This is a genomic window from Bradyrhizobium sp. SZCCHNR1093, from assembly GCF_032381175.1.
Classification (GTDB): Bacteria; Pseudomonadota; Alphaproteobacteria; order Rhizobiales; family Xanthobacteraceae; genus Bradyrhizobium.
In genome coordinates, this window is the sequence record NZ_JAUHJJ010000004.1 from 295,725 (window position 1) to 316,302 (window position 20,578).

At 65.8% G+C, this 20,578-nt stretch carries 21 protein-coding genes; 9 read left to right on the plus strand and 12 right to left on the minus strand.

Going from position 1 to position 20,578, the window contains the following annotated elements; genetic code table 11:
• Nucleotides 1–108: 108 nt before the first annotated feature.
• Entirely contained in the window at nt 109–738 is a 630-nt protein-coding gene (locus QX070_RS16010) for an antibiotic biosynthesis monooxygenase family protein (RefSeq protein WP_315737984.1), read from the plus strand.
• 5 nt (nt 739–743) lie between these two features.
• On the opposite strand, the gene QX070_RS16015 is transcribed toward QX070_RS16010, so the two are convergent.
• A complete protein-coding gene (locus QX070_RS16015) occupies nt 744–1,328 on the minus strand; it encodes a hypothetical protein (RefSeq protein ID WP_315737985.1) in 585 nt (194 codons plus the stop codon).
• 76 nt (nt 1,329–1,404) lie between these two features.
• Here QX070_RS16015 and QX070_RS16020 point away from each other — a divergent pair, with 76 nt between their 5' ends.
• Both QX070_RS16020 and QX070_RS16025 read left to right on the plus strand, forming a co-directional pair.
• Nucleotides 1,405–1,953, plus strand: a complete 549-nt coding sequence (locus QX070_RS16020; RefSeq protein WP_315737986.1) for a DUF2975 domain-containing protein — start codon at nt 1,405–1,407, stop codon at nt 1,951–1,953.
• A 6-nt stretch (nt 1,954–1,959) separates the two neighbouring features.
• Complete coding sequence (locus tag QX070_RS16025; RefSeq protein WP_315711932.1) at nt 1,960–2,196, plus strand: helix-turn-helix transcriptional regulator; 237 nt, start codon at nt 1,960–1,962, stop codon at nt 2,194–2,196.
• 43 nt (nt 2,197–2,239) lie between these two features.
• Here the strand turns inward: QX070_RS16025 and QX070_RS16030 are convergent, their stop codons facing one another.
• From QX070_RS16030 to QX070_RS16040, 3 genes are read right to left on the minus strand one after another with little or no spacing between them, the layout of a single operon-like run.
• Nucleotides 2,240–3,883: an acyl-CoA synthetase gene (locus QX070_RS16030; protein ID WP_315737987.1), complete on the minus strand. Its 1,644-nt coding sequence runs from the start codon at nt 3,881–3,883 to the stop codon at nt 2,240–2,242.
• Nucleotides 3,884–3,911: 28 nt separating this feature from the next.
• Complete coding sequence (locus QX070_RS16035) at nt 3,912–5,798, minus strand: TRAP transporter large permease subunit (protein WP_315737988.1); 1,887 nt, start codon at nt 5,796–5,798, stop codon at nt 3,912–3,914.
• A gap of 35 nt (nt 5,799–5,833) precedes the next feature.
• Nucleotides 5,834–6,853, minus strand: coding sequence for a TRAP transporter substrate-binding protein (locus QX070_RS16040; protein WP_315737989.1), 1,020 nt, complete (start codon nt 6,851–6,853; stop codon nt 5,834–5,836).
• Nucleotides 6,854–7,422: 569 nt separating this feature from the next.
• On the opposite strand from QX070_RS16040, the gene QX070_RS16045 reads away from it, so the two are divergent.
• Nucleotides 7,423–8,148 (plus strand): hypothetical protein, encoded by a 726-nt coding sequence (locus tag QX070_RS16045; RefSeq protein WP_409999172.1) that lies wholly within the window; start codon nt 7,423–7,425, stop codon nt 8,146–8,148.
• Between the two features lie 51 nt (nt 8,149–8,199).
• Here the strand turns inward: QX070_RS16045 and QX070_RS16050 are convergent, their stop codons facing one another.
• The 6 genes from QX070_RS16050 to QX070_RS16075 form a co-directional block, all read right to left on the minus strand.
• Nucleotides 8,200–9,669 carry an ATP-binding cassette domain-containing protein gene (locus tag QX070_RS16050; protein WP_315737990.1) on the minus strand — a complete coding sequence of 490 codons (1,470 nt, stop codon included), beginning with the start codon at nt 9,667–9,669 and terminating at the stop codon, nt 8,200–8,202.
• 8 nt (nt 9,670–9,677) lie between these two features.
• Nucleotides 9,678–10,607, minus strand: coding sequence for a branched-chain amino acid ABC transporter permease (locus QX070_RS16055; protein WP_315737991.1), 930 nt, complete (start codon nt 10,605–10,607; stop codon nt 9,678–9,680).
• A 2-nt stretch (nt 10,608–10,609) separates the two neighbouring features.
• Complete coding sequence (locus QX070_RS16060; RefSeq protein WP_315737992.1) at nt 10,610–11,485, minus strand: branched-chain amino acid ABC transporter permease; 876 nt, start codon at nt 11,483–11,485, stop codon at nt 10,610–10,612.
• Between the two features lie 76 nt (nt 11,486–11,561).
• Entirely contained in the window at nt 11,562–12,794 is a 1,233-nt protein-coding gene (locus QX070_RS16065; protein ID WP_315737993.1) for an ABC transporter substrate-binding protein, read from the minus strand.
• A 296-nt stretch (nt 12,795–13,090) separates the two neighbouring features.
• Entirely contained in the window at nt 13,091–13,816 is a 726-nt protein-coding gene (locus QX070_RS16070; RefSeq protein ID WP_315737994.1) for a site-2 protease family protein, read from the minus strand.
• A complete protein-coding gene (locus QX070_RS16075; protein ID WP_315737995.1) occupies nt 13,813–14,631 on the minus strand; it encodes a DUF2167 domain-containing protein in 819 nt (272 codons plus the stop codon). The genes QX070_RS16070 and QX070_RS16075 overlap by 4 nt, the downstream gene beginning before the upstream one ends.
• 359 nt (nt 14,632–14,990) lie before the next feature.
• Here QX070_RS16075 and QX070_RS16080 point away from each other — a divergent pair, with 359 nt between their 5' ends.
• Nucleotides 14,991–15,815, plus strand: coding sequence for a hypothetical protein (locus tag QX070_RS16080; RefSeq protein WP_315737996.1), 825 nt, complete (start codon nt 14,991–14,993; stop codon nt 15,813–15,815).
• A gap of 69 nt (nt 15,816–15,884) precedes the next feature.
• Here QX070_RS16080 and QX070_RS16085 read toward each other — a convergent pair whose 3' ends face one another.
• Nucleotides 15,885–16,772 carry a hypothetical protein gene (locus QX070_RS16085; RefSeq protein ID WP_315737997.1) on the minus strand — a complete coding sequence of 296 codons (888 nt, stop codon included), beginning with the start codon at nt 16,770–16,772 and terminating at the stop codon, nt 15,885–15,887.
• Here QX070_RS16085 and QX070_RS16090 point away from each other — a divergent pair.
• Nucleotides 16,771–16,911: a hypothetical protein gene (locus QX070_RS16090; RefSeq protein WP_315737998.1), complete on the plus strand. Its 141-nt coding sequence runs from the start codon at nt 16,771–16,773 to the stop codon at nt 16,909–16,911. The genes QX070_RS16085 and QX070_RS16090 overlap by 2 nt on opposite strands.
• Nucleotides 16,912–17,014: 103 nt before the next feature.
• Here QX070_RS16090 and QX070_RS16095 read toward each other — a convergent pair whose 3' ends face one another.
• Complete coding sequence (locus QX070_RS16095; RefSeq protein ID WP_315737999.1) at nt 17,015–18,475, minus strand: GH1 family beta-glucosidase; 1,461 nt, start codon at nt 18,473–18,475, stop codon at nt 17,015–17,017.
• Between the two features lie 278 nt (nt 18,476–18,753).
• Between QX070_RS16095 and nthA the strand changes: the two genes are divergently transcribed.
• The 3 genes from nthA to QX070_RS16110 are packed head-to-tail and all read left to right on the plus strand — an operon-like array spanning nt 18,754 to nt 20,434.
• Nucleotides 18,754–19,389, plus strand: a complete 636-nt coding sequence (nthA, locus tag QX070_RS16100; RefSeq protein WP_315738000.1) for a nitrile hydratase subunit alpha — start codon at nt 18,754–18,756, stop codon at nt 19,387–19,389.
• The gene (gene nthB / locus QX070_RS16105) at nt 19,389–20,051 is read left to right on the plus strand and encodes a nitrile hydratase subunit beta (RefSeq protein ID WP_315738001.1); all 663 of its coding nucleotides are present in this window, start codon (nt 19,389–19,391) and stop codon (nt 20,049–20,051) included. The genes nthA and nthB overlap by 1 nt, the downstream gene beginning before the upstream one ends.
• Entirely contained in the window at nt 20,048–20,434 is a 387-nt protein-coding gene (locus QX070_RS16110; protein WP_315738002.1) for a nitrile hydratase accessory protein, read from the plus strand. The genes nthB and QX070_RS16110 overlap by 4 nt, the downstream gene beginning before the upstream one ends.
• Nucleotides 20,435–20,578: the final 144 nt, after the last annotated feature.

Consider the following 20,578-nt stretch of genomic DNA (forward strand, 5'->3'; position numbering starts at 1 on the left):
TTCTTGAGTCCGCCGCCCGACGGTGGGCACGCGGCGCCTGACGGCGCCGCTTTGCCCACCCTACGCAGCGACTATCATGTTCGCGAACTAACAAGGAGCAGCCTTGCCATGCTGTCGCTGTTCTTCGAGGTCGAGGTCAAGCCGGGCCGCCTCGACCAATATCTGCAACTCGCCGCGGCGCTGCGGCCCGAGCTCGATGCGCTCGGCGGCTGCCTGTTCCTTGACCGCTTCAGGAGCCTGTCGCGTGACAATCTTATCCTCTCCTATCAGATTTGGCAGGACGAGGGCGCCATGACCGCCTGGCGCGTCCACGCCCATCATCACGACATCCAGACCCTCGGCCGCGACAAGGTGTTCTCGGACTATCGCCTGCGTATCGCCGAGTTGGTCCACGAAATCAGGCCAGGGCAGGCCGCCTGGCAGCCGGAGCGGCGCGGCACCTACAACGATCCCAAGCGGCGTGGGCCGACGTATGTGCTGGCCGTCGAGACGGCGAGGCCGCAGTTGGGCAGCGTGACCGACCTGCCGGTCGCGAGCTTCTCGAGCGTCTATCGCGAGGGCCGCTTCGCGCATCTCGTCGAGCTGCCGGACGAGGCCACCGGCCTTGCGCTGAGCAAACAATTGCTCACCGAGCCGGGTGCCGACAACATCCGTATCGTCGAGGTCACCCGCGACTACGGCATGTACGACCGCCGCGAGGCGCCGCAATATTACGCGGAGAAGACACGAGACGCGTAGCGAGCTCAGGTGGGGCAGCGCGGAATGCCATCGACCACGGCCTGATCAGGAGCAATCGAGCGCAGATCGACGTCACGTGCCAGCGTAACATAGTCGATGGTCTCCGATGTCCTCAGATAGGTCGTGAAGTTGATGGGGCCAGCCGGCAGCGCTACGGTGGTGCAGGCCTTCGGCGCGACCGAGATCGTGATCGATCCGCCACCGGCAGAGTTCTTTTCCGCCATCAGCTCGGCGCGAAAAGACTGTAGACGCGCCGTGTCGGCCTCCTCGAGGCGGTAGGCGTAGATGCGCGTGCCGGCTCCGGCCTCCTGCGCCAGAGCCGGGGGATCCGGAATTTCCCGCAGCACGAAGTCCCGCTGCTGTTCCGCGCCGCGCCCGCGTTTCACGGCAATCCTCAGCACCACGCCACCTGGCAGCGGCCGCAGACTCGTGGGCAGTCTCACGGCCGCGCGCAGCTGTGCGGGGTCGCTGGTCTGGAAATCGACCCGGGCCAGCTTGACCATTGAGGTCACCGGCATATGGCCACAACCAACAGCGCTCAACGTTAGTCCGATGGCCAGAACGAGCCGCTTGAAGGGATGCATGGGCATGAGAAGGAGCCTTCGTTTGACAGTCATAAATTATCGTAATACGATAAATTATTCACTGGTCAATAGGAGGCTCGTCATGCTGGACCGTGCGGATCAATCCCGTCGCCTGCGCCACTTCTCCCGGGTAATGGCCTGGATCACGGGGCTCGGCATCGTCTTGATCGCCGCCGCGACGTGTCTCGTCTTTATGATTCCGGAGTGGACGAGAGGTCTGCTCCTGGCGCGCCTCGGCACGGCTGGCGCGGAGCTGCAAACCACGCCGGATCGCGTGCTTTTGGGCGCGGCGGTGACTGCGATCCCGGTCGGCGTGATGCTGTACGGGTTGTGGCGGGTGAGAGCCCTGTTCCTGGATTTTGCGGAAGGGATGGTTTTCACGCTGGCGACAGCGCGCCGCTTGCGCGATTTCGCCGTCACAGTCCTGGCGCAGGCCTTGCTTGGTCCGCTGTCGTCGACGGCCCTGCTGATCGCCTTCACCATCAGCAATCCGCCTGGCAGCCGGCAACTCGGTATCGCGCTCTCGGTCAACGACTACATCGCGCTGATCGTTGGCAGCGTGCTGCTCGCCGTCGCCTGGGTCATGGCTGAGGCGACCCGGATCGCCGAAGAGAACGCCAGCATCGTGTGAGACGTGATGCCGATCATCGTCAATCTCGACGTCATGCTGGCGCGCCGCAAGATGCGATCCAAGGAGCTCGCCGAACGCATCGGTATCACCGAGCAGAACGTCTCGCTCTTGAAATCGGGCCGGGTGAAGGGCGTGCGTTTCGACACCCTTGCGCTGATCTGTGAGGTGCTGCGCTGCCAGCCCGGTGACATTCTCGAGTATCGCAGAGGCAACGAAGACACCACCACGCCGGAGACCGCATGAGCGAGGCGCACGCGCGCGCCTCGCTCATGCGCATGTCCTTGGCTTACGCCGAGATCGCCTTGGCCGAGTCGATCTGATTGCGCAGCAGAAATTTCTGGATCTTGCCCGTCGACGTCTTCGGGATCGGGCCGAACACCACGACCTTGGGCGTCTTGAAGCCGGACATGTGGCTGCGGCAATAGGCGATGATCTCGGCTTCGGTCGCCTCGGCGCCATCCTTCAGCTCGACGAAGGCGCAGGGCACTTCGCCCCATTTCGGATCGGGCTTGGCGACGACGGCGGCGAACAGCACGGCGGGGTGCTTGTAGAGGATGTCCTCGACCTCGACGGAGGAGATGTTCTCGCCGCCGGAGATGATGATGTCCTTGGAGCGGTCCTTGATGATGACGTAGCCGTGCTCGTCGAGCACGCCGAGATCGCCGGTGTGGAACCAACCGCCGGCAAACGCCTCCTGCGTCGCCTTCTCGTTCTTGAGATAGCCCTTCATGACGATGTTGCCGCGGAACATGACCTCGCCGATGGTCTCGCCGTCGCGCGGCACCTCCTGCATCGTCTCCGGATTGAGCACGGTGACGGCTTCCTGCAACGGATATGGCACGCCCTGGCGCCGCTTCAGCCGCGCGCGCTCGGGCGCGGGCAGGTCGTCCCAGCCGGGCTGCTCGGCGCAGACCGAGGCCGGGCCGTAGACCTCGGTCAGGCCGTAGACATGCGTCAGCTTGATGCCGATGCTCTCGGCACCTTCGAGCACCGCGACCGGCGGCGCGGCGCCGGCGATCAGGCCGACGACGGGCTTCTCCCGCTTGCCCTTGGGCGCGTCGGGCGCATTGATCAGCACGTTGTAGACGATCGGCGCGCCGCACATGTGGGTGACGCCGTGGGTCTTGATCAGCTCGAATATCTTCGTCGGCTCCACCTTGCGCAGGCAGACATTGACGCCGGCCGCCGCCGCCATGGTCCAGGGGAAGCACCAGCCGTTGCAGTGGAACATCGGCAGCGTCCACAGATAGACCGGATGCTGGCCGAGCCCGCCGGCGAGAATGTTGCTGACGGCGTTCAGATAGGCACCGCGGTGATGGGTGACGACGCCCTTGGGATTGCCTGTGGTGCCCGAGGTGTAGCTCATCGCGATCGCGTCCCATTCGTCCGCCGGACGGCGCGGCTCGAACAGCGGATCGCCCGAGGCGACGGCGGCTTCGTACTCGATCTCGCCGATGCGGCTGCCGCCGGCATAGGAGGCGTCGTCGACGTCGATCACGAACGGCTTTGCGCCGCTCATCAGCTTCAGCGCTTCGCTGATCACACCTGAGAATTCCGGATCGACCAGGATGATCTTCGCCTGCCCGTGATCGAGCTGGAACGCGATCGCCGCCGCATCGAGGCGGATGTTGAGCGTGTTGAGCACGGCGCCGGCCATCGGCACGGCGAAATGGACCTCGTTCATCGCCGGGATGTTCGGCAGCATCGCCGCCACCGTGTCGCCAACGCCGATGCCGCGGCCCTCGAGGTACGACGCGAAGCGCCGGCAGCGGTCATAGGTCTGGCGCCAGGTGAAGCTGCGGCCTTCATAGACCGTGCTGACGTGGTCGGGATAGACGGCCGCGCTGCGGGCCAGGAAGCTGAGCGGGGTCAGCGGCACGTAGTTGGCCGGCGTCTTGTCCAGACCGAGCTGATACTGGTTCGTGCTCATCACCACCCTCCCTCGTCATCTGAAGAGTTTACAGGAACCCGATCGAAATCCACGGAAAAATCGCAACGATGATGAGGCCGATGAGAAGCGCCAGCAGGTAGCCCCAGATCGGACGGATGCCCTCGGCGGGATCGACCCGGCCGATCGCGCAGGCGGCGTAATATCCGACTCCGAACGGCGGTGCGAACAGGCCAATTCCCATCGCCAGGATGATCACCATGGCATAATGCACCTCGTGCACGCCGACGGCACGCGCGATCGGAAACAGCAGCGGGCCGAACAGCACGATCGCCGGAATGCCCTCGAGCACGCTGCCCAGGATCGTGAAGGCGACGATCGAGACCGCGATGAACGTCGCCGGGCCGCCCGGCAGCCCGGTCATGGCCGCCGCCAGCGCGCGTGAGAAGCCGGACTGCGTCAGGCCCCAGGCCATGCCGGTCGCAGTCCCGATGATCAGCAGGATGGCGCCGGAGAGAGCGGCCGTCTCAATCAGCATCGGCAACAGGCGGCGCCAGTCGAAGCGGCGATAGACCAGCAGGCCCGCCAGCACGCCATAGACGATGCCGATGGTAGAGACCTCCGTCGCCGTCGCGACGCCCTCGACGACGGCAGCGCGGATCACGAAGGGCAGGGCCAGGGCAGGGAGCGAGACGATGAAGGCCTTGCTGATCTCGGCTCCCGTCGCGCGGCAGACGCCGCTCATGTCCTCGTTGCGGTAGCGCCACCACACCAGCGCGCACAGCGTGATTGCCAGCACCACGCCCGGCAGCAGGCCGCCGGTGAACAGCGCCGCGATCGACACGCCGGTGACGGAGCCGATCGTGATCAGAACCAGGCTCGGCGGAATGGTCTCGGTCTGGGCGCCGGTGGCGGCGAGCAGGGCGACGAGATCGCCGGGACGGGCGCCGCGCGCCTTCATCTCCGGAAACAGCACGGGCGCGACCGCGGCCATGTCGGCCGCCTTGGCGCCGGAAATGCCCGAGACGAGATACATCGCGCCGACCAGCACGTAATGCAGCCCGCCGCGGACGTGACCCAAGAGGCTCGCCAGGAACGCGACCATGGCGCGGGCCATGCCGGTCATCTCGATCAGCAATCCGAGAAAGACGAACAGCGGCACCGACAGCAGGATGAGATGGCTCATGCCCTCGTCCATGCGCCCGACCAGCACCATCAGCGGCGTGCGCGTCGTCAGCGCCAGATAGCCGAAGATCGCGAGCCCGAAGGCGAACGCGATCGGCACGCCGGCGAAGACGCACAAGCCGACCACGCCGACGAAGAAGATCACGAGGTTGATGTTGCCGAGCGGCTTCAGCAGCGGCTGCGCCACCCAGAACAGCGCGATGATGGCTGCGATAGAGACGACAGCCAGCAGCATCATCTTGAGGCTGGCCGCGCGGGCGAGACGGATGAGGGCGAACAGCGCCATCAGTCCGATGCCGACCGGCAGCGCGGCGGCGCGCCAGATGTTTTCGATCTGCAGCGCCGGCGTCGTGATGAAGCTTTCCTCGTAGGCGTACTCCCAGGACGGCCAGGCGATCATGACAAGGAACGCTAGCGCCGCGGCAGTGGCGACCAGATCGAGATAGGCGCGCAAGCCGGGGCTGGCGCGCGCCACCATTGCCGTCATCCGCATGTGCTCGCCGCGGCGGAACGCCACCGCGGCGCCGAGCATCGCGAGCCACAGGAACAGGATCGAAGCCAGCTCGTCCGACCAGATCAGCGGCCGGTGCAGGCCGTAGCGCGCCACGACGCCCGCGAACAGGATGACGATCTCGGCCACGACCAGCAGCGCGGCTGGGATCTCGACCATGAGACCCAGCAAGGCATCCAAGCCATCGAGCCAGGACCGGCGGCGAGGGGTCTCGATGACCACCTCGCTGATCGCGATTTCCGTGAACTCGGCATGCGCCATGACGTCACCCGAACGCGCCTTCAGCCATCAACCCGTCAGGACAGCTTGCCGACGGCCTTTTCCAAGAGCGCCCAGGCCTCATCGCCGTATTTGCCCTTCCACTCGGCATAGAAGCCGGCGGAGCGCAGCTTGTCGCGGAACGGCGCGACGTTGGGCTGATTGAACGTCAAGCCTTTCGACGCGAGCTCCTGCTGCAGGCCGGCATTGAGCTTGGCGACGTCCTCACGCTCCTTCACGGCGGCCGCATTGATGTGCTTGGCAACGATGGCTCGCATGTCGGCCGGCACGGCTTCCCAGGCGCGGCGGTTCGCCAGGAACCAGAAGCCGTCCCACATGTGGTTGGTCAGCGAGCAGTATTTCTGCACCTCGTAGAGCTTGGCGGTCGAGATGATCGCCAGCGGGTTTTCCTGGCCCTCGACCACCTTGGTCTGCAGCGCCGAATAGACCTCGCTGAAATTGATCGAGGCGGGCGCCGCCTCGAATGCCTTGAACATCGAGGTCCACAGCGGCGACACCGGCACGCGGATCTTGAAGCCCTTGAGGTCGTCGGGCCCATTGATCGGCTTGGTCGACGACGTCGTCTGGCGGAAGCCGTTGTCCCAGATCTTGTCCATGACCACCAGGCCGGCCTTGTTGATCTGGCCGCGCACGTAAGCGCCGAGATCGCCGTCCATGGCCTTCCAGACCGTGTCGTAGTCCGGGAACGCGAAGCCGATGCCGTTGATCGAGGCCGCCGGCACCAGGGTCGCCAGGATCAGCCCGGACAGCGTGAAGAACTCGACGCCGCCGGAGCGGATCTGGCTCAGCATGTCCGTGTCGGATCCGAGCTGGTTGTTCGGGAAGATCTGCAAGTCGAACTTGCCGTTGGTCTCGGCCTTGATCGCCGCCGCCATCTCCTTGGCACGAACGTTGAGCGGATGGGTGTCGGGCAGGTTGTTGGCGTACTTGTAGGTGAATTCGGCGCTCTGGGCGCGCGCCACATGCGGCGCCGCGATCCCACCCAGTACGGCTGACGCTGCGGAGGCCTTCAGCAGCGCGCGTCGTGACAGGCTCATGCTCGTTTCTCCCTGAGAAGCTTCTTCTTGTTGCATCCAGTCGCCGCATGATGGCGCGGTCCGAATCCCGCGACGTCAGCAGCGTCATCAGCGCTTATTGCAGCGATGAGCCGCAGCAGCAATATGCGGCGTTCGCTGCGGGCGCCTTGGCGCGGGTTTCAGGCGCCAATGGCGAGCGGCGATGGTCGTGCTCGCGACGCGGGCTGCAGGCTCGGTGCTACGGCAGAGTTTGAGGTGTTGGCCGCAAGTCTCTGATTTGCCCAAGCATATTAATATTCCATAATATACCTTATGCGAATTGCCTATGGGCGGCTCCTGATGTGAGAAGCCGCACAACGGCCCGCCCAGCGGACGTCGGCGCCTGTGCGAAATCGCCCCCGCCTCGTCACCCCGCAGTCTTCGTTTGGTCAAAGCCCAGAGGTCAAAAGCGCATCCTTCAGGATTGGGCACGGGCGTATCGCGAATGGGGACCCGAAGACATGCCAGTTCAGTCGACGCCGAAGGAAGTTGATCCGGGTGATGTCGCGCTGCCGCCCGACGACGATATCTGCGAGGAGATCTATCAGCGGGTGCTGGCCGAGGTGCGCGCACGTATCGACCAGCGGATCGCCGCCATCGAGGCCCAGGCCGCCGCTGATGCAGTCGAGGCTGCCGACCCCGCTGTAGGCAGCGAGCCCGTGGAAACGCCTCCTCCGACCCGGCGCCGGCCCGTATTGCGGGCGATGATCACGCTGATAGCGTCAGCCGGGCTCGTCGGCGCTGCCGTCACCCTGGCGCGGGACCATACTGAGACCATCACCTCCGTCACCGACCGGATCGAAGCGGCGGTTCAATCCATCCGGCGTGAGAACGCTCAGACGGCGAATCCGGCCGGGTCACCGGAGACGGCGGCGAGCGGATCGAGCGCGGCCGAGACGGCCCCTTCCTCGCCATCACCATCCGTTTCGCCGACACCCGAGACGGCATCAGCATCAACGCGCTCCAGCGATCCATCCTCCGCGATGGCGGAGGCAACGCCGGAGCATGACATGCCGCCCGCTCCCGACCGGGACGTCGCGCCGCTGATCGAGAAGATCGCGCATGATGTCGCCGAACTGCAGAGCGGGTTTCAGGAGCTCAAGGCCAGCCAGGAGCAGGCCAACCGCGATCACGCCAGGGCGATCGAACAGCTGCAGGCGAGCCAGGACCAGCTCGCGCGCGCGTTCCGCGCTGCGAAGACCGAACCGACGACCGTCGGCGCAGCGGCGCGCCTCGCGCCCCGGCCGCCCCAGGCGCGCCCGCCCCGTTTCCCGTAGCTCCGAACGAATGAGATCCGGGCAGGGAGCTGGGACCCCTGCTCCTGTCCCTCAGAGATAGTCCGCCGCAGCCTCCGCCTCGAAGCGTTCCGGCGGGCCTTCCCAGACGATCTTGGCATGATCCAGCACGTAGACGCGGTCGGCGTGCGGGAGCGCGAAGGTGACGTTCTGCTCGCCGAGCAGCACCGTGATCTTGGTGGTCTCGCGCAGTCGATCGAGCGCCTTCGACAAGGTTTCCAGGATGACCGGCGCAAGTCCGAGCGTCGGCTCGTCGAGGATCAGGAGCTTCGGCTTCATCATCAGCGCGCGCGCGATCGCCAGCATCTGCTGCTCGCCGCCGGACAGCGTGCGCGCCAGCTGCGGCTGCCTCGACTTGAGGATCGGAAACAGCCCGAACAGCCATTCGAGCCGCTCGGCACGCTCGGTGTCGGGCAGCGCATTGCCGCCGAGCTCGAGATTTTCGCGCACGCTCATGTCGCCGAACAATTCGCGCGTTTCCGGACACTGCACGATGCCGGATCGCGCGATCTGCGCCGCCGTGCCGCCGGCAAGGCTGCGCCCTGCCCACTTCACCTCGCCCGAATACGGCACCAAGCCAGAGATCGCGTTGAACAGCGTCGTCTTGCCGGCGCCGTTGAGGCCGACGACCGAGACGAACTCGCCCTCGTGGACGTGCAGTGAGACGTCCTGCAGCGCTTGCGCCTTGCCGTAGAGCACGCCGACATTGTCGACCTGCAGTGCCGGCGTGACGTCCTTGAAGCTCGCTTCGGGCCGCGCGGTCGAGACCAGCGCGCCGCCGAGATAGACGCGGCGCACTGTCTCGTCCTGCATCACCTCGGTCGCCCTGCCCTCGGCGATCTTCTCGCCGAGATACATCGCGAGCACGCGGTCGACCAGCGCCGACACGCTCTTGACGTTGTGATCGACCAGCAGCACGGCGCGGCCGTCGTCGCGGAATTCGCGGATGAGGTCGGAGAAGTCGGCGACCTCGGAGGCCGTGAGGCCGGCGAAGGGTTCGTCGACCAGCACCAGCTTCGGGCTGCGCGCGACAGCCTTGGCGAGCTCGAGCCGGCGCAGGTCGGCAAACGCCAGCGTCGGCGGACGGCGATCGATGACACCGCCGAGGCCGACGCGCTCGGCGATCGCGCGCGCCCTGGCATCGACGTCCTTGTCGGCGAACAGACGCGTCAGCTTGTCCGGCAGCAGCGCGACCTTGATGTTCTCCAACACGGTCTGGCGCGCCAGCGGCCGCGAATGCTGAAACACCAGCCCGACGCCCATGCGCGCGATGCGGTGCGATGGCAGGCCGGCCAGCTCGACGCCATCGAGCTTGACCGAACCTGCGGTCGGCCGCTCGACGCCCATCACGCTCTTCATCGCCGTTGACTTGCCCGAGCCGTTCGGCCCGATCAGGCCGAGGATCTCGCCGGGATGGATCGAGAAGCTGAGGTTCTTGACGGCCACGAGGCCGCCGAAGCGCTTGGTGAGGCCGCTGACCTCCAGCATCGGAGCGCTGCTCATGCCTTGCGTCATGCCTTGGCCCCTCCCCTGATCATGCCGAGGAAGCCGTCGGGGAAGAACAGGATGACCACGAGCGCGATCACCGAGACGATCAGGGTCGCGAGCTCGCCGAGTGGCCGCAGCAGCTCGCCCATGCCGATCAGGAAGATCGCGCCGATCGCGGCCCCGATCACGGTGCGGCGGCCGCCGAGCACGGCGGCGATGATGATCTGCACGCCGACACCGACATCGACGAAGGTCGAGACCGACGCCGTGCCCATGTAGAACACCATCAGCGCGCCGGCGAGCCCGGAGAAGAACGCGCTGACGACGAAGGCCGCGAGCTTGTGCTTGGTGACGTTGAATCCGAGCGCGCCGGCCTGGATTTTGTCCTGCCCGCTCGCTTGCAGGATCAGGCCGATGGCGCTCCGCGACAAGCCGAACAGGATCGCACCGCTCACCAGCATGAAGCCGAGCGCGATCCAGTAGTTGGTCTTGGCATCGATCGAGATGACGTCCGGCACGGCGAGACCGATCTCGCCGCCGGTCAGCCCCGCGGCGACGACGATGAAGTTCTGCAGCATCAGCACGGCGACCAGCGTCGTCAGGCCGAAATATGGCCCGCTGACGCGCAGCGCCGGCAGCGCCAGCACGACCCCGCCGACGACCGCCGCCAGGGCGCCGGCGGCGATGCACAGCCAGATCGACAGGCCCGGCGAGAAGTTCGCATCGAGAATGCCGGCCGTATAGGCGCCGACGCCGATCAGGAAGGTGGGTCCGAAATTGACCTCGCCGGCGAAGCCGAACAGGAGGTCCCAGGACATCGCGAACACGGCCGTGTAGTACGCGACCGTCAGCAGCCCGAGGACGTAGCCTGAGACGTAGGTCGGCAGGACCAGAGCGACGATCACGGTCAGGAGCGCGATCCAGAACAGCCGCGACGTAACGAATGCAGGCATGCTCACCTCCGTCCGAACAGCCCTTGCGGGCGCAGATACATGACGACGACGAGCAGCAGCAGCGCCGGGATCGTCCGGTAGGCCGGCGAGATCAGATAGGCCGTTCCGGTCTCGAGATAGCCGACGACATAGGCCGCGATCAGCGAGCCCGACACGCTGCCGAGGCCGCCGAGCACGACGATCGAGAACGCGCTCGCCGTCAGCGGTCCGACGCTGTAGGAGCTGACGCCTAAGAACATGCCAAGCAGGATGCCGGCCACTCCCGCCAGCAGGCCGTAGATGGCCCAGACGGTGAGGTAGATCGACGATAGTTCGATGCCCAGCAAGGTGACGCCGCGCGGATTCATCGAGGCCGCCATCACGGCCTTGCCGCGCCTGGTGCGGTTGACCAGGAACCACAACAGCCCGATGGCGACCCAGCAGATCACGGCGGTGAAGTATTCGTTGCGCGGCGTACGCACGCCGAACACGGTCGTGACACCCTCGACGATCGGCAGCACGGTCTTGGCATTGTTGGTGAAGAAATATGCGATCGCCTCCTGGATAATGATGCCCCACAGCAGCGTCGCGGTCAGGATGAAGATCTCCTTCTCCGACTCCGCGATCGCCTTGGAGCGCTGGATCGGCCTCACGGCGATGAAGTAGGTGACGAAGGCCAGGATGAAGCCCGCGAGGATGCCGATCAGGGCTCCCGTATACGGCCCGACTCCGAGCTCGCCTGCGGCGGCCCAGGCCGCAACCGCAGCGCCGACCATGATGGCGCCATGGGAAAGGTTGAGTACGCCCGAGACCCCGAAGATCAGCGTGAAGCCGGTTGCGCCGAGGGCATACAGCGCGCTGATGGCAAAGCCATCGATCAAGATCTGCCAGAAAAGCATTGAAAATCGACCTGCAACGTCAGACTGAGGCACCAAGAAAATGGGCCGCTCCTTGAAGGAGCGGCCCCGCGATGCGTCAGTTGCTGGCCGCCTTGAGCTTGATGAAGGACGGCCAGGTGGCGGTGCCGGCGGCGAGCTCCTTGGGCCAGACGTTGACCTGCTTGCCATTCTGCCATTGCAGCATCAGCCCGGTGATGTAGCCCTTTCCGGTCCGCAGCGCGTGCGGGTTCGGGTCGCCCTTCGGCTTGAAGGCGACGCGGCCGATCGTGCCGACATAGTCGGTCGCTTCCATCGCCTCGACCATCTTGTCGGGATCAGTGCCGCCGGCCCGATGAATGGCATCCGCGATCATGTAGACGTCGTCATAGGAGGTGTAGCCGGCATAGGACGGGAAGTTTCCGAACTTCTTCTGATAGGCCTCCACGAACGGCAACGTCTTCGGCGTCACCGCGACGCCCGGTCCCGACACGGCATTGTACATGACGCCCTCGACGGCGCCGTTGGTGTCCTTCCAGAAGGTCGAGTTGGTCGCCTGCGAGGAGATGCCGAACATCGGAATCGGCACCTGCTGGCTCTTCCACTGCACCGTTGGCTGGGTGCCGACGTGTGAGATACCGGTGATCATGACGTCCGGCTTCAGGGCTTCGATCTTGTTGAAGATCGGCGTGAAGTCCGTGGTATCAGGCGACATGCGGATATGGTCGACGACCTTCAGCCCGATCTCCGGCAGGCACTTCTCGTAGCCGGCGTCGAGCGGCGTCGTCCACGCCGCATCCTCGCTCATGATCACCGCGGTCTTCATCTTATAGGGCTCGACCAGCAGATCCTTAGCCGCGTCGCAGACGAGGCCGGCCAACGAGGTCGATGTCAGATAGCCGTGGAAGGTGTATTTGAGCTGGTCGTAGTTCTTGGCGATGTTCTGGGTGATGACGTCGGACGCGGCACCGGGCGTGATCATCAAGGTCTTGAGACGCCCTGCCCATGGCTCCAGGGCAAGCACGACCTCGGAGATGTAGCTGGCGATGACCGCGTTGACCTTGTCCTCGCTGACCGCGCGCTGAAACGCGCGCACCGATTCCGCCGAGGAGGAATGATTGTCGTAGACGACGATCTCGATCTTGCGCCCGTCGACGCCGCCCTTGGCGTTGATCTCCTCGGCGGCCAATTGCGCTGCGGGTGCGATCGACGAGCCGGCGACGGCTTGCGCTTCGGAGATGACGCCGATCCTGATCGGGTCTGCGGCCCAGGCGGCCGAGGAGACGAGCGCAGTTGCGCAGCTCGCAAGCAAGATGGACTTGAGCGAAATCATGAAACCTCCCGAATCCTTATGCCTCTCACGGGCAGGCTCAACTTTGGTCTCCGATATGCCAGTGAGCAAGGGAACATCCCGAGACGTGCTCTGCGCTCAGCGCATTGTGACAGCGCGCGCCGCTCATGGCTCACTGAATGTCTTACAAGACGACTTGGTTCCTGCTGCCGCGCCCAAATGTCCGCTGCGTTGCAGCAGCGGATATTCCCAAGCTGAGGAAGGCCCATGTCCTCACGACGAGGCGGCGCCTTGACCTACATGAAGCTTCTCAACTGAAGCGGCGACCTCAACAGCACTCAGCCAAGCTGACGCAAGGGCCCAAGCATCTCGTGCACGTCGTAGGTCATGACGGCGAGAAGCGCCGCCAGCGCGAGATAAGTCCCGGCATATTCGAGCTTGGTCTGCAGCGTCGTACCGTAATAGGCGACGTTCTCGGGCGCGCCGGGATCGTAGCGCCAGGCCTTCATCAGTTGCGGGGCTGCGAGGATGGCGATGATGATCAGCATCGGGCTCGGCCGATAGAGCATCAAAGTCAGCAGCATGGGAACGCCAAGCAGCCAGATGCGCGGACTCAGCACGCTGGTGACGCGGCCGCCGTCCAGCGGCGAGATCGGCAGCAGGTTGAACAGGTTGAGGAACAGACCGGAATAGGCGATCGCAAGCAGCAGATTGCTGTCGTCCGATCGCGCCCACAGATAGACCGCAAGCGCGGCGGCGGTCCCGACCAGCGGACCGGCGAGTGCCACATAGGCTTCCGTCTCGACGTCGACCGGCTGCTCCTTGAGCGCGATCCAGGCGCCAACGAACGGGATGAAGGCGGGAGCCCCGACGTCGAGGCCGCGCTGGCGTGCGGCGATGTAGTGTCCCATCTCATGGGCAAACAGGAGCGCAATGAAGCCGGCCGCATAGCGCCAGCCCCAGATGCCGGCATAGACGACCAGCGACAGCAGCATCGTGCCGCCGCTCATGGCGAGCTTCCCCCATTTCAGGCCGGAGAACAGGATCAGCAGGAGAGCCTTCACGCCGGCCCGCCCGCGTTGTCGCCGCGCCGCTTGCGGCGCAAGAAGTTCATGACCGCAGCCGCGGCGCCGACGACGGCGAAGATGATGATCTTGGCGAACTTCAGGACGAACGCACCAGCCAGCGCCAGCAGCCCGAGCTTCTTCGCGGCAACGCCGCCGACCAGCGCAAGCAATCCATATTCGGCGATCCGATCCGTGCTCGCGCTGAAATCCTCATAGCGCTTGCCGGCATTGTAGGAGAGATCGGACAGCAGCTCGTGCGCCACCGCCTTGTCCCCCGCGATCCGCTCCGAGCCGGACAGGAGGTTCAGGCTGAAATAGCCGTCACGCCCGAGCGCGTAGGTGTTGTAGTTGACGTTCTTCGGCGCATCGTCGGGCTGGCCCTTCTCCTTCGCGAGCAGCGACCAGACGAGACGATGCGCCGTGGCATCGTAGGCCGGCGGCTCGACCCAGCCGACGACGGCCATTTCCGGAAATCCGCGCGCCGCACGGTCCTTGTTCGCCTCCTCGGCGCCGGCGCGAAGGTTGCTCAGGAGATCGTCCGCGTTCCAGTTCTTGGCGTCGTCGTCTTTGATGTAGCCGTCCTTGATGTGCTTGATGACCACCATCCAATCGTCGTTCTGGCGTCTGCCGACGACCAGCCCGACGAAGGTCGCGTCGTTGACGACGTTGCCGAGCGCGCGTAGGACCCGCAGACCTTCGCTCTTCGGCACGTAGAAGTAGTCGGCCGGCAGCTTCAGCGTGCCCTGATCGATCAGCACGATGTCGCTTGGTCCGTCGGTGCCCGCCTGGCTCGCCGCCTGCCAAGCCGCCATCAATTCAGCCTTGCGCGTGGCCTCATCCGCTGGCGCGGCCTGCACGTGAGCGCTAAGGACTACGAACGCTGCGCACAACACTGCGCGCGCAATGACAATCAAGCTTTGCACCGGCCCCAATCCCCCCAAAAATATCGGTCGGATAGTACCTCGAAGGCTCGGCGGTGCGCAACCAAGGGCGGATTCAAGCCTCTCGAAGCGATCTGCTGGCGCTGCAGCGAGGGAGAGATGGTCCGAAAAGGCCCCCTCCTCGTCACGACGCTGTCTTGCTTTCGGCCAAAGCGGCGGGTCGAGTCACGTTTGAAAATTCAAAGAGAACAGCGGCGTCGGCGGCGGGCTAAGGGGTTTGGGGATCAGCAATGCAGTCCACACAGAACGTGCAACAGATTGATCAGCGCGAGATCGGCCTCGCCCCGGAGAAGCCCGAGAAGGCAAGCTACGATCAACTGTACCGGCGGGTGCTGCGCGAGGTGCTGACCCGGATCGATACGCGGCTCGCGGCAATCGAGAAGCCGGGTGTGGCGGCGGATGCGGCGGCGGCGGCGAGCACGAGCGAGGCGACAGGCAGCGGGGCCAGCCGCTGGGCGCGGATGAAGGCGCCGCTCGGCAAGCTGCGCGGGCGCAACGCCGTTGGCCTCGCTCTGCTGGTCGTGCTGGTCGGTGGCTCCGTCGCCTGGTCGCAGCGCGACGCCGGCGCCTCGCTGATGGACCGCTGGATGCCGGGCGCCAGCGAAGCGTCGCAGGATGAGGCGTCGGTCCAGCAGGGCAGCGAGGATGCCATGATGTCGAATGCCTCGCTGAGGGGAGCGGAAGACACCACCGGCGCCCGTGAGCCGGGAACGTTGATGCAGAGGATGGCGCGCGACATCGCCGAGCTGCAGCAGGGCATCGAGCAGATCAAGTCAACGCAGGATCAGGCCAGCCGCGATCACACCCGCGCCATCGAGCAACTGCAGGCCGGCCAGGATCAGCTGATGCGACTGGTGTCGCGGATGTCGAACCAGGCGGTGCAGGCACGCGGCACTGCGGTCCCCCCGGGCCCGCCCCAGCAGATCATCGTGACGCCGCAGCAGCGGACCACGACGGGAATGGCCCGGCCGCAGCCGGCGCAGCCGCAGGGCTCGACGTTCGGGACACTCTTTACCCGCAACACCTCGGGCATTCAGCCGCCGATGCCGCGTTGATGGTGTGATCGGCAGCGGCGATCGGTGGCGGTCTTGGCCGCCGCCGATGCACCACTTTCCGATCGCTCCTTACGAGCAGGTGTGAACGCGCCCGTCGTAGCCCCGATAGGTGCCCTTCTCCGCGTCATAGGTGCGGAAGCTCTTGCAGCTGGCACCACCCCTCTTCGCCTCCCGCTTCATTTCGCTGTTCGTTTGGCTCTTGGGCTTGCGGGCGCGGTGCTCGCGTTTGGCGGGCTTGGCGTCGTCCTCGGCATGGTGATGCGCTTGGCCGTGCCGTTCGGGCTTGGCTGACGTGGTTGCGGTGTTCTGCTTCGCAGCCGCCTTCTCCGGCGTGGCCGCGGGAGAAGCTGCGGCCGGCGGCTCGGATTTCTTGGGCTCGGCCGGCGCCGCCGCGGGCTTGCTCTCGGCGGCCTTCTCCTCGACCTTCTCCGATGCGGGCGCGTCCTTGGCGACGGCAGCGGGCTGAACGGCCAGAGTGGGCTCTGCCGGTTTCGACTCGGTCACGGCCGGCTTCTGGCCGACGTCGGTGCCGGAGTTCGGTTCGACCTTGGTCTCGGATTTGGCCTCGGCCGGCTTGCTCTCGGCCGCAGCATCCGTCGCGGCTTTTTCAGTCGATGCCTTGTCCGCCGGCGGCTGGCTCGCGCTGTCTGTGGCCTGAACGGGCTTGGCGTCCGCAGCGGCTGGCTCGCCGGGCTTCTCGGCCGTCTTCTCAGGCTCGGCCGCAGGCTTGCCGGCGGCATCCGAGGGCTGCTCGGCGGGCCTGGTTTCAGCGACCGCGGGTTTCGGCTCGGACTCTGCGGGCTTGTCGGCCGTCGGCGCGGCAGACTGCTCCGTGGCGGGCTTGGCCGCATCGTTCGCGGCTCCCTGAGCCCAGGCGCTGGAGCCAGCGATCACTCCGAGGACGCAGAACAGAACGCCGGCGCGGACGGCTGGCGGACAAACAACGGAAACTTGCATGCTGGAAAACTCGCTTGAGGGGCCGGCAGATTGCCGGTTTACGTCATCTGCAGCCAGCTTTCGCCACGAAAACGGCATGCGCGCAAAAGAGTCGCACAAGGTGTGCTTTCCGCATCATGAATTTGCAATCGCGGCGTGAAGGCCGGCGTGCCGACACTCAATGCGCCGGATGCCGACGGCACATTGGCCGCCTGAATGGCGCGGACTGCGTCCGGCTGGACCCCGGGTGGCGTCGCGGCGCTTCACGCGCTCACGGCGTTGCGGCTGATCACGTGATGGTAGTACGACGCGCTGAGCTTGGGCGTGCGCACCTGGGTGTCGAAGTCGACGTGATAGATGCCGAAGCGCTGCTTGTAGCCGAACACCCACTCGAAATTGTCCAGCAGGCTCCACAGGAAGTAGCCCTTCACGGGCACGCCCTCGGACGTAGCGCGCTGCAGCTGGGCGAGATAGTTGCGCAGATACATCACGCGGTCGAGGTCGTGGACCTTGCCATCGGCGGTCAGCTTGTCGTCCGAGGAGGTGCCGTTCTCGGTGATGTAGATGGTCTGGAGATTCCAGATCTTGGCGGCGAGCTTCGGCACCCAATAGGCCGTCTCCGGACCGACCAGCAGCCAGGGTGAGCTCATGTGCGGGAACGAGGACGGCATCGGCAGCACGTCGAATCCGGCCGCGCGGTCCGACGCGACGACATAGGCTTGCGGCGCGTAGATATTGAGGCCGACGAAATCGACCGGCGCCGAAATGATCTTCAGTTCGTCGGCGGTGAATTTCGGCGCATCCTTGCCGGACCACGCCAGGAAACCCTCCGTGTAGCGCCCCTCGAGGATGACGTTGAGGAAGCCGGCATTCAATTCGCGCGTCGCGATCTCGGCGGCGCGGATGTTCTCCGGCGTGTCGATCGCCGGCAGGCAGGCCGTGATGTTCTCGGCCATGCCGACGCGCATGCCGGCGCGCCCGCCGGAGCGGATGGCCTGGACGGCGAGACCGTGCGCCAGCGCCACGTGATGGCGCGCCTGGTTGACCTGCTGCTGCGGCAGCTTCAGCCCGGGCGCGTCGACGCCGAGGCCATAGCCGAACGGGACGAAGCGGCCGCATTCGTTGATGGTGAAGATGGTCTTGACACGGTCGCCGAGATGCTGCGCGACGTAGCCCGCATAATGCGCAAAGGCCTTGGCCGTGTCGGCCGAGAGCCAGCCGCCGACACGGTCCTGCAGCGCCTGCGGCAGATCCCAATGATACAGCGTTGCGTACGGCGTGATGCCGTTCGCAAGGAGCTCGTCGACGAGCCGGTTGTAGAAGTCGAGGCCCTTCGGATTGGGCGTCAGCCCGCCGTCGGGAAACAGCCGGGGCCAGGCGATCGAGAACCGATAGGCCCGGCAGCCGAGCTCCTTGATCAGCCGCACGTCGTCCTTGTAGCGGTTGTAGTGATCACAGGCGACGTCGCCGGTGCTGCCGTCCTCGACGTTGCCCTGCAAATGCGTGAACACGTCCCAGATCGACGGCCCGCGGCCATCGGCCGTAGCCCCGCCCTCGATCTGGTACGACGACGTCGCCGTCCCCCACACGAAATCTGCGGGAAACCGCCGCCCGATGTCCTCCTTCACCGCGCCCTCCTCCGCTTGCGCCGGGCCATTGGCCGCCCCGAGGGCGGCCAGCCCGGCCAGCTTCGCAAGATCACGGCGGGAAACGTCGTTCGGCATTGATGAACCTCAAACCTCTGTTGCTATCGTGCCCGATCGGAACGGCGAAAGCACTACGAACCATATCTGGGCTCCGATTTGAACCGCCCGAGGTGGCGGCAATGGAGCGGCCCCGATCACATCTGCGTCCGGAATCGACGCGTCAATGACCGATGACGCCGCGCTCGGCATTGTGACCGCCGCACGGCTGCGGCGGCAGTGAAACGCGACGGCTCGCACCGTGGGTTCGTAGTGGCCCCGGCTCGACAGCGGTGCCCGATTACGCCTATGGTTGAGTCATGACGGATCACGATCACCATCACGACCATCAGCACGATCACTCGGACCTGTCCGAGACCGATCTGCGCGTCCGCGCGCTCGAAAGCATCCTGACCGAGAAGGGGTATATCGATCCCGCCGCGCTCGACGTGCTCATCGAGACCTATGAGAGCAAGGTCGGTCCCCGCAACGGCGCGCAGGTCGTGGCGCGGGCCTGGAGCGATCCGGCCTATCGGGCGCGCCTTCTTGCCGACGCCACGCCGGCGATCGGCGAGCTCGGCTATGCCGGCCGCCAGGGCGAGCACATCGTGGCGGTCGAGAACACGCCGGATCTGCACAACATGGTCGTGTGCACGCTGTGCTCCTGCTATCCGTGGCCCGTGCTCGGCCTGCCGCCGGTCTGGTATAAGTCGGCGCCCTATCGCGCCAAGGCGGTGAAGGATCCGCGCGGCGTCCTGAAGGATTTCGGCTTCGAGCTGCCGCCGACGACGAAGATCCGGGTGTGGGATTCGACGGCCGAGGTCCGCTACTTCGTGCTGCCGATCCGTCCCGCCGGGACCGATGGCTGGAGCGAGGATCAGCTCGCCGCGCTCGTCACGCGCGACAGCATGATCGGCACCGGCCTGCCGAAGCAACCGCACGAGGTTGGCCGCTGATGGATGGTGCGCATGACATGGGCGGCGTGGCCGGCTTTGGTCCGGTCCGCCCCGAGCCGAACGAGCCGGTGTTCCACGCCGAATGGGAGCGTCGCGCCTTTGCCATGACGCTGGCGATGGCGACGCCCGGCGGCTGGAACATCGACATGTCGCGCTTCGCGCGCGAGAACCGTCCGCCGGACGATTACCTCGGCATGAGCTACTACCAGATCTGGCTCGCGGGCATCGAACGGCTGATGCAGGAGCGGCATCTGGTCGACGCGGATGAGATCGTCGCCGGCAAGGTGCTGCATCCGGCCAAGCCCGTCACCAAGATCCTCACCGCCGATGCCGTCGCGCCGACCTTGCGTCGCGGCGGCCCGACCGAGCGCGCGGCGACGAAGCCGGCGCTGTTCGCGGTCGGCGACCGCGTCCGCGCCAAGGACATCCATCCGACGACGCATACGCGGCTGCCGCGCTACGTGCGCGGCCATCTCGGCCGCGTCGAGGCGGTCAGAGGCGTGCACGTGTTTCCGGACAGCAACGCCCATGGCGGCGGCGAAGACCCGCAATGGCTCTACACGGTGTCGTTCAGCGGCGCCGAGCTGTGGGCCGATGCGCCCGATCCGCTGCTGGAGGTCACGGTCGACGCCTTCGAGCCCTATCTGGAGCCGGCCCGATGACACCCGACCGCGAGGCTGCAGCCGCGGCGACGCGCGCCCTGCCCGGCATTCCCGTCGACGACAGCGGGCCCGTGTTTCGCGAGCCGTGGGAAGCCCACGCCTTCGCGATGGCCGTCACGCTGCACGCCCGCGGCCTCTTCACCTGGCCCGAATGGGCGGCTGCGCTCGCCGAGGAGATTTCGCGCGCGCAAGCGTCTGGCGATCCCGATTGCGGCGATACATATTACCGGCACTGGCTCGCGACGCTCGAGCGGCTCGTCGCCGAGAAGGGCGTCACCTCCGCCGACGCGCTGACGCGTTACCGCAATGCCTGGGATCACGCTGCCGATCGCACCCCGCATGGCAAGCCGATCGAGCTAAGGCCCGAGGATTTTGTCGGCTGAGCCCTTCGCGCGCGCGTCTGGCGGATGCTTAATGCCCGGTGTGCGGACGATCCTGCTTTTGATGGTCCGGTCTTAACGGCCGGCTATTCATGCCGCGAACAGCGGTATTCGTTCGAAATTGAACGTTCATCAGTGCGTCCGTAG

Excerpts from the sequence above, each read along its gene's own strand:
- nthA (WP_315738000.1), top strand. The coding sequence starts at position 18,754 with ATGACGGATCACGATCACCATCACGACCATCAGCACGATCACTCGGAC.
- QX070_RS16055 (WP_315737991.1), bottom strand. The coding sequence starts at position 10,607 with ATGCCTGCATTCGTTACGTCGCGGCTGTTCTGGATCGCGCTCCTGACC.
- QX070_RS16110 (WP_315738002.1), top strand. The coding sequence starts at position 20,048 with ATGACACCCGACCGCGAGGCTGCAGCCGCGGCGACGCGCGCCCTGCCC.
- QX070_RS16015 (WP_315737985.1), bottom strand. The coding sequence starts at position 1,328 with ATGCCCATGCATCCCTTCAAGCGGCTCGTTCTGGCCATCGGACTAACG.
- QX070_RS16080 (WP_315737996.1), top strand. The coding sequence starts at position 14,991 with ATGCAGTCCACACAGAACGTGCAACAGATTGATCAGCGCGAGATCGGC.
- QX070_RS16040 (WP_315737989.1), bottom strand. The coding sequence starts at position 6,853 with ATGAGCCTGTCACGACGCGCGCTGCTGAAGGCCTCCGCAGCGTCAGCC.
- nthB (WP_315738001.1), top strand. The coding sequence starts at position 19,389 with ATGGATGGTGCGCATGACATGGGCGGCGTGGCCGGCTTTGGTCCGGTC.
- QX070_RS16025 (WP_315711932.1), top strand. The coding sequence starts at position 1,960 with ATGCCGATCATCGTCAATCTCGACGTCATGCTGGCGCGCCGCAAGATG.
- QX070_RS16060 (WP_315737992.1), bottom strand. The coding sequence starts at position 11,485 with ATGCTTTTCTGGCAGATCTTGATCGATGGCTTTGCCATCAGCGCGCTG.
- QX070_RS16010 (WP_315737984.1), top strand. The coding sequence starts at position 109 with ATGCTGTCGCTGTTCTTCGAGGTCGAGGTCAAGCCGGGCCGCCTCGAC.
- QX070_RS16030 (WP_315737987.1), bottom strand. The coding sequence starts at position 3,883 with ATGAGCACGAACCAGTATCAGCTCGGTCTGGACAAGACGCCGGCCAAC.
- QX070_RS16035 (WP_315737988.1), bottom strand. The coding sequence starts at position 5,798 with ATGGCGCATGCCGAGTTCACGGAAATCGCGATCAGCGAGGTGGTCATC.
- QX070_RS16065 (WP_315737993.1), bottom strand. The coding sequence starts at position 12,794 with ATGATTTCGCTCAAGTCCATCTTGCTTGCGAGCTGCGCAACTGCGCTC.
- QX070_RS16050 (WP_315737990.1), bottom strand. The coding sequence starts at position 9,669 with ATGAGCAGCGCTCCGATGCTGGAGGTCAGCGGCCTCACCAAGCGCTTC.
- QX070_RS16020 (WP_315737986.1), top strand. The coding sequence starts at position 1,405 with ATGCTGGACCGTGCGGATCAATCCCGTCGCCTGCGCCACTTCTCCCGG.
- QX070_RS16095 (WP_315737999.1), bottom strand. The coding sequence starts at position 18,475 with ATGCCGAACGACGTTTCCCGCCGTGATCTTGCGAAGCTGGCCGGGCTG.
- QX070_RS16085 (WP_315737997.1), bottom strand. The coding sequence starts at position 16,772 with ATGCAAGTTTCCGTTGTTTGTCCGCCAGCCGTCCGCGCCGGCGTTCTG.
- QX070_RS16075 (WP_315737995.1), bottom strand. The coding sequence starts at position 14,631 with ATGGCGGCTTGGCAGGCGGCGAGCCAGGCGGGCACCGACGGACCAAGC.
- QX070_RS16090 (WP_315737998.1), top strand. The coding sequence starts at position 16,771 with ATGCTGGAAAACTCGCTTGAGGGGCCGGCAGATTGCCGGTTTACGTCA.